Source organism: Okeania sp. (genome assembly GCF_983059655.1).
In genome coordinates this window covers 1-6811 of sequence record NZ_CEZPJD010000417.1, presented here as the reverse complement: position 1 = coordinate 6811, position 6811 = coordinate 1, and the positions used below count along the sequence as shown (strand labels likewise).

Below are 6811 nucleotides of genomic sequence, written 5' to 3'. Positions count from 1 at the left end.
AGTTTTGAAATAAGGTCAATAGTTCCTGGTCACTATGATGGAATAGTGACTTAACTATCGGATGATTAGATTCAGGAAATGTGTAAGTAGGCTCTGTTTTTAGCATAAAGTATAAAAAATTTAGATTAATTCTAAGAGGTTGTCTGAGAAGTCCCATTTACTACATCCAAGCCCTCATGCATCCCAAAATTTCGGGGGATTTTTTAGAAGCAAATTGACTCTTATTCCCCCCAAAGTTGGCAGTAGGGGGGCAAAATTCAATATCAATTTTTCAGGCCCCCGCGCATCCCCCAAAATTTGGGGACTTTTAGAAGCAGATTGACTCTTATTCCCCCCAAAGTTGGGGGGTTAGGGGGGCAAAATTCAGTATCAAAAAACTTTTCAGATATCCTCTTAGAGTGGTGATATAAAATCCCGTCATACAGTATATATTTATAATTCTATCTACACTTAAATATTAAATCAGACCATCTTCGCGTCTTCGCGTCTCCGCGTCTCCGTGTCTCCGTGTCTCCGTGTCTCCGGGTCCCCGCGTCCCCGCGTCCCCGTGTCCTACCACCACCAACTAATTTTTTCAGCAGGCCCTAATATATTCTGTCCATGGCCCTATGCCCTCCCCACTGTTCAACAATTTTATCGTCATATTCATCAGAAATTGCTAAAACTGCTCTTACTGATGCTTCTAATTCTGGTTTATCGCAAGTAGAGCCGACTATTGTATGTTCAAATATAATGCTATTATCTTCATCTATACCAAAAGCACCAAACCGCATTTTACTATTTTCTTGCAGTAAAAATCTCATCAAATCTGCTTTTAAATCTACATTTGTCACCACATAGGAGCGAGTATTAATTATTGCCTCATTATCTCCCCAAGCAAAAACAGATACTTCAACTAAGGCAGAACCCATAAATAAAGTAATGCCTGGTAAGTCTTGTCTCACGCAGGGAAATTTATCAAATAATTCTCTCATCCAGAGAGATACTTTGTTATAGCAAGCTTCTTGTACATTTGTTTCAAATTGCATTATTTTTCTCCAAAAGCTTTACGGCGTTGCTGAATTAGTGTATAGTTTATAACTTTAATTACTTAGAACTCAGGAGTCAGGAGGGAAGAAAGAAAAAGAGAAGTAGAAGGAGAAAATTTTTTGTTTGCTAGCGCACAACGCACGTTAACCTGTAAGCGGAACTGAGTTCTATTGCGCTCTCACTTGGACATGATATCATACCTCAAATCACCAATGCAAAAAATACAATTATTATACTATATCAATTCTTGAAGTTTGAGATAAAATAGGCTGTAAGTTGATTATTTTAGTAAGGATACAATTATGAGTGAAATATTAACACCTAATTTAGTAGCCGAAATTCTCACTGCATTGGGATCGGTGGGTTTTTTATTCCTGGCAATTCAAGCATTGCAATTGCTAAAACAATAATGGCATTGATATAGTGTTGTACGCAGGCAACAGGCAATAGGATGAATAAATCATGTCCAGATAACCAGTGATAAAAAACTTTCTTTTTTCTGTCCTCTGCCTTCCTTCCTCCAAACCATAAGTATTCAACCGGACATGATATATAGCGCTACGCATTAAGGTGTTTGACATTTCTAAACCCTGTTCGTGGAGCGCTTCCGCACCGAAAACCCTTTAACAGTTTGCTATTCCCTGTTCCCTGTTCCCTGTTCCCTATTCCCTAGCGCGTAGCGCTATAACTTTCTAATTTTAAAAAGTGTACCTTGCCAGAAGCTTCACCAACAATAATTTTTACCCCATCTTCTGCCACAGCGCAACACTCTAAAGAACTCTCTCCTGTAAAATGGGCGATCGCTTGTCGCTTTTCTAAGTCCCAAACTTTGAGAGTACGATCGTCAGATGCAGAAATCACTTGCTGACCATTTGGTATGACAGCAATTGAACTTACCCAGTCAGTATGACCGCTCAAACTAAATAATTCCTCTGCAGTTTCCAAGCACCAAACTTTAATAGTTTTGTCAAAAGACCCAGAAATTACTCGCTTACCATCTGGCGTTACAGCCAAAGCTTTCACCCATCCATTATGACCGACTAAAGTAGAAACTTCTTCTGCAGTTTCCAAGCACCAGACTTTAATAGTTTTATCAAAAGACCCAGAAATTATTCGCTTACCATCTGGCGTTACTGTCACTGAACTTACCCAGTCAGTATGTCCTACAAGAGTAGCAACCTCCTTTAAAGTTTCTAAACTCCAGACTTTTAGAGTTTGGTCAGATAAACAGGCGATCGCTCGTTTACCATCTGGTGTAACTGCCACAGCAAAAATACATCTAGTATTACCTTCTAGACTCAACAACTCCTGCCCTGTTTCCCAACTCCAAATTTTGAGAGCGTTATCATCAGAAGCTGAAATAATACGTTTGTCTGGTAATGCTGCTACAGAATTAACTCGATCGGTATGACCTTTAAGAGTAGCAACTGATTTTGTTGTGTTTAAATTCCAGACCTTAATTGTGTTATCCCAAGATGCTGATGCTGCTAGTAATTCTGGCAGTGCCACTGCTGCATTCACCCTATTAGTATGGCCGATCGGAGGTGGTAATTCTACAGAAGTGTCAAGACTCCAAACTTTGAGAGTAAAATCATCAGACCCCGAAATTATGCGTCCATCTGGTAAAACTGCAACTGCATATACAGAGTCAGCATGACCTTTGAGAGCAAATAACTCTTCTCCTGTCTGGAGACTCCAAACTTTGAGAGTATTGTCTGAAGCAGCAGAAATAATTCCCTTACTGTCTGGAGATACTGCTACTGCATTTATCCCTTTAGCGTGACCTTTGAATGTTAGAGTAGTTTTTTGGCTGTGCAAATTCCAAACTTTAATTGTGTTGTCAGAAGAACCGGAAACTACTTGTCCTTCTGGAAGTTTCGCCACAGTTCTCACACCACCCTCATGACCACTCAATGTAAACAATTCTTCTCCTGTCTGGATATTCCAAATTTTGAGACTGCGATCAGATGACCCTGAAATAATTTCTCGGTCGGATAATACCGCCAACGAATTTACCCAACCTTTATGACCAGTGAGAGTAAATTCTTCTTTTTGTGTTTCCAAATTCCAGACTTTAATCGTATTATCTGAAGAACCAGAAATTAATCTACCATCTGGTAATACTGCTACTGCTCTTACTCCTCTTGTATGACCAGTGAGAGTGAGAAATTCTTCAGTTGTTTCTAGGTTCCAAATCTTAATACTAAAGTCATCAGAGCCAGAGACCGCCCATTTATCATCTAGCAATGCTATGGCTCTAATTCTCGCCTTGTGACCAGTCAAGGTCGCTATTTCTTTCCCAGTTTCCAGGTTCCAAACTTTGAGAGTATTGTCAGCAGAACCAGAAATTACCAATCCTTCTGGGGTAACAACTACTGCATTTACCCAGCCTGTGTGACCAATGAAAGTTCGTAGTAGTCTACCTCCTGGAGGTGTGAGACTTGGTGCCATTGGTCTTAACCAGGGTGTCCGGTTCCAGGATTTTGCTTGTTGTAGCATTTCCTGAATTTCTGGTATTTCAAAAGATAGCAGTCGCCCCCACAGTTGTCCTGCTAGCTGGGTTTTATCTTCGACAAGGATATGAGATGATAGCTCAATTGCCCCTTGAATTAATTTTAGAGTTTTAATTTTTTCTCTTGAGGTCCATACATTGGAATGCATGGCTTCTTCATAATCATTTAAGAGATATTCTACTCCAAATAAATATAGTCTTGATTCGATAAAATCGAAATCTGTGAGTAAACGATGCAATTGTTCTGTATCAGATTCACTCACGAGAAAACCTGGTAAAGTTTCTAAGAGATAGTATTGATCTTCTAGGGGCATTTGAGCTAAATTTTCTCTAAACTCACCCATTTCAATTTCCTTGTTATACTGATGTAAACTAATAGGTATTTGTGCAAAATTAATTTAACATCTTTAAGCAGGGAGTAGGAAATAAAAATATACTTGTTTGCTTGAGCAGTAGATATAAAAATAATTTTGCCTACCTATTTAATATGACCATCAAATATACAATTAATTTAGCTTTAGTGCTTATACATTTTATACATTTTTGACACTCCCCGCGCTCTTCGCGACTGGGATTCTTGGTTCATCGACTCGCCATCACTTGACAGGCCGAAGCCAACCAAGCCAGAGGGCAAATCTCCCGCAAGCGTATTAGTTTCCCTGTGCCCCAAGGTACTGAGCGCTTTTTTTAGGATGTTTTTGGCTGCATTAATATCTCTATCTTCTACATAGCCACAATGAGGACAAATATGAGTTCTAGTTGATAAAGACTTTTTAACTTTCCCACCGCAATTAGAACAATTTTGAGAAGTATTTTGTGGCGATACAGCAATAGTTAATTTGCCGTACTTTCTTCCAAAATGTTCTAACCATTGTCGAAAAGTTGACCATCCAACATCACTGATTGATTTGCTTAAATGTCGATTTTTTACCATGCCTTTAACATTTAAGTCTTCGTAGGCTATCAAATCGTTAGATTGAATCACGGAATATGCTACTCCCTGGCAATATTCTTTTCGCTGCCTACTTACTCTTAAATGCTTTTTGGCATATTGACATCTGGCTTTATGGTAGTTTTTAGACTGCGGTTTTGCACCCTTTTTGTACTTCTTGGATTTCTGTCGATTAGCACGGTTTAACTTCTTTTCCGATTGCCGATAAAACATTGGATTTTCTACAGTATTGCCATTACTATCTGCTAAGAAATATTTGATGCCAACATCTAAACCGACTGCTTTTCCTGTTGGCTCAGTTTCAACTTTGACATTTGCTTTAATAGCAAATTGGCAATAATAACCATCAGCACGTTTTATCAACCTAACCCGTTTAATCTGGTCTAGTTGATAATAGTTAAGGTCATAAGTTCCCTTCAACTTAAGCTTACCAATACCTTTTTTGTCCTTGAATGTAATCGCTTTCCTATTCTCAGATATCTTCCAACCAGACGTTTTATATTCTAAAGAACGGCAATACTTTTTGAATTTAGGATAACCTCTCTTGGTGCGCGTTCCCTTGCGACTGTCGTCGTCGCGGGGTCGCACCGCTTTTTTACCGGGTATTTGCTTCTTGCAGTTATTGTAAAATCGACTAATCGCACTCCAAGCTCTTTCTGCCGCAGACTGTCGAGCCATTGAATTTAATTCATTAACAAAAGCAAATTCTTTAGCTAATACAGTGCAATGTTTATTAAGGTCATATTTGCTTACACCTTTATTGTCCATCCAATACCTCAAGCACTTGTTTTGAATGAACTGAGATGTCCTAATCGCCTCGTCTATTGCACGATATTGGAATTCTTTTGCTTTCACTTTAAACTCATAAATTATCATAGCCCGACCTTACCATCTTTATGCTTGGTATTATACCATAATTGACTGAGAAAATGTTAAGAAAAGCGAAGTATTTTTTGTTAAGATATTTAACGGCGACTAAAGTCGCCCGTTCGCTCTTCATCGACGCGCTGAAGCGACGTGGTTTTCAAGAAGAGCGAACTTTTCTGATAATATTGAGAATGAGGATATCCCCTACTTCCTGAAAAAGACTTTTTCAGCAAACCCTAATTACTATTATTTAGGAACTTCCTCTGCTTGAGTTAGACGTTCCAACTTCCACTTCAGTACCTTTGCCACAAAAGGTGGAGGATGACGGTCAAATTCAGCTTGAGCTTTATTAGTATGGTCCAACCAATTTTCTAAATATTGTCCTATCTTTTCGCGATCGCGCAAATAATACAAAATTGTTGCATAAACTTGTTCCAAGCTAACAGTATGAAATAGTTCGGCATGGGTTCTATAAATAAATGGTAAAGAACGCACTCATTTTGTTAAAGATTTAATGAAGATTTGCAATTATCCTTAATATGGGCTTGATTAATTCAAAACAGTTAAATATTATTATCTAAAGATAACACATCTAGTTTGGTTTAAATCTAATGGTTAAAAGTTTTGAGCTTTTTAATTCTGAATGGACTCCTATTGCCGTAGGAATCCATTCCATTAAGGTCTTACTTAATTACAAAAAGTTCAGTAAAATTTTTCCTTAGCTCTACCCTAATACTATTAGGAAATTCGACTTCAAAAATCAAACTTGATGGGAGCAATAAAGAAATAATGAATGGTGTTGCCAGTCTTGTAAATAGACTGGTTTTCTTTTTTCTGACTATTTTTTTGCTGTTCATAACCTTCAATTTGTTTCTGTTTAATTTGAACTATAAAGTTCTAAAAAAATATTAATCTTGATCTTATTTAGATGGCAAGTACCACTACTGAACTTCATAAAAGCTTCATAAACTTCAACTTTGAAGTAGAAAATAAAATTGATACAAATAATCAATATCTTTCGTTGATTAGATTAATTTAAAGCTTATATATCTGTAGCAATACAAAATAGTGTTTCTAAAATTAACTAGGCTATTTAGGCTATTTTAAATTCTTGTAGTTTATGTCTCAAAGGATCTTGTTTAATTACTTCATCAAAACTTCATCAATGCTCAACAGTAATAACATTTAGTAAATCTTCAATCTATGTTTTCAAGGGTTTTCTTGTAATTGTTGCTCAAAACCCAAATGTCTAATTAACTGTACAGTGATAAGTGGAAAGTGTACTGTACAGCTAAATCAACCTCTTGGAAACTACGATTTCCAAGAAATTAGTGAACTATCTAGTGGGGTATCTAGTATTTACCTAAAAGTCGAGCTAAAGACGATTGTACTGTACGAGCTGAAATACCCATTTTACAGTCAATTTGAGTATTAGTAAGCCCCATGCTGAT

4 protein-coding genes and 1 pseudogene are annotated in these 6811 nt (G+C 37.4%); all 5 read right to left on the bottom strand.

From position 1 onward, the window contains the following. Positions 1-106 (bottom strand): annotated as a pseudogene (locus tag AC3DU7_RS20755) (sigma-70 family RNA polymerase sigma factor); the annotation flags it as partial. A 478-nt stretch (positions 107-584) separates the two neighbouring features. Then, positions 585-1028: a T3SS (YopN, CesT) and YbjN peptide-binding chaperone 1 gene (locus AC3DU7_RS20750; protein WP_488041200.1), complete on the bottom strand. Its 444-nt coding sequence runs from the start codon at positions 1026-1028 to the stop codon at positions 585-587. Positions 1029-1698: 670 nt separating this feature from the next. After that, positions 1699-3885, bottom strand: a complete 2187-nt coding sequence (locus AC3DU7_RS20745) for a hypothetical protein (RefSeq protein ID WP_488041199.1) — start codon at positions 3883-3885, stop codon at positions 1699-1701. A 173-nt stretch (positions 3886-4058) separates the two neighbouring features. Continuing rightward, positions 4059-5369: an RNA-guided endonuclease InsQ/TnpB family protein gene (locus AC3DU7_RS20740; protein ID WP_488041198.1), complete on the bottom strand. Its 1311-nt coding sequence runs from the start codon at positions 5367-5369 to the stop codon at positions 4059-4061. 237 nt (positions 5370-5606) lie between these two features. Continuing rightward, complete coding sequence (locus AC3DU7_RS20735) at positions 5607-5855, bottom strand: hypothetical protein (protein WP_488041197.1); 249 nt, start codon at positions 5853-5855, stop codon at positions 5607-5609. Positions 5856-6811: the final 956 nt, after the last annotated feature.

Coding starts and splice junctions, on each gene's coding strand:
- AC3DU7_RS20740 (WP_488041198.1), bottom strand. CDS start 5,369: ATGATAATTTATGAGTTTAAAGTGAAAGCAAAAGAATTCCAATATCGT.
- AC3DU7_RS20745 (WP_488041199.1), bottom strand. CDS start 3,885: ATGGGTGAGTTTAGAGAAAATTTAGCTCAAATGCCCCTAGAAGATCAA.
- AC3DU7_RS20750 (WP_488041200.1), bottom strand. CDS start 1,028: ATGCAATTTGAAACAAATGTACAAGAAGCTTGCTATAACAAAGTATCT.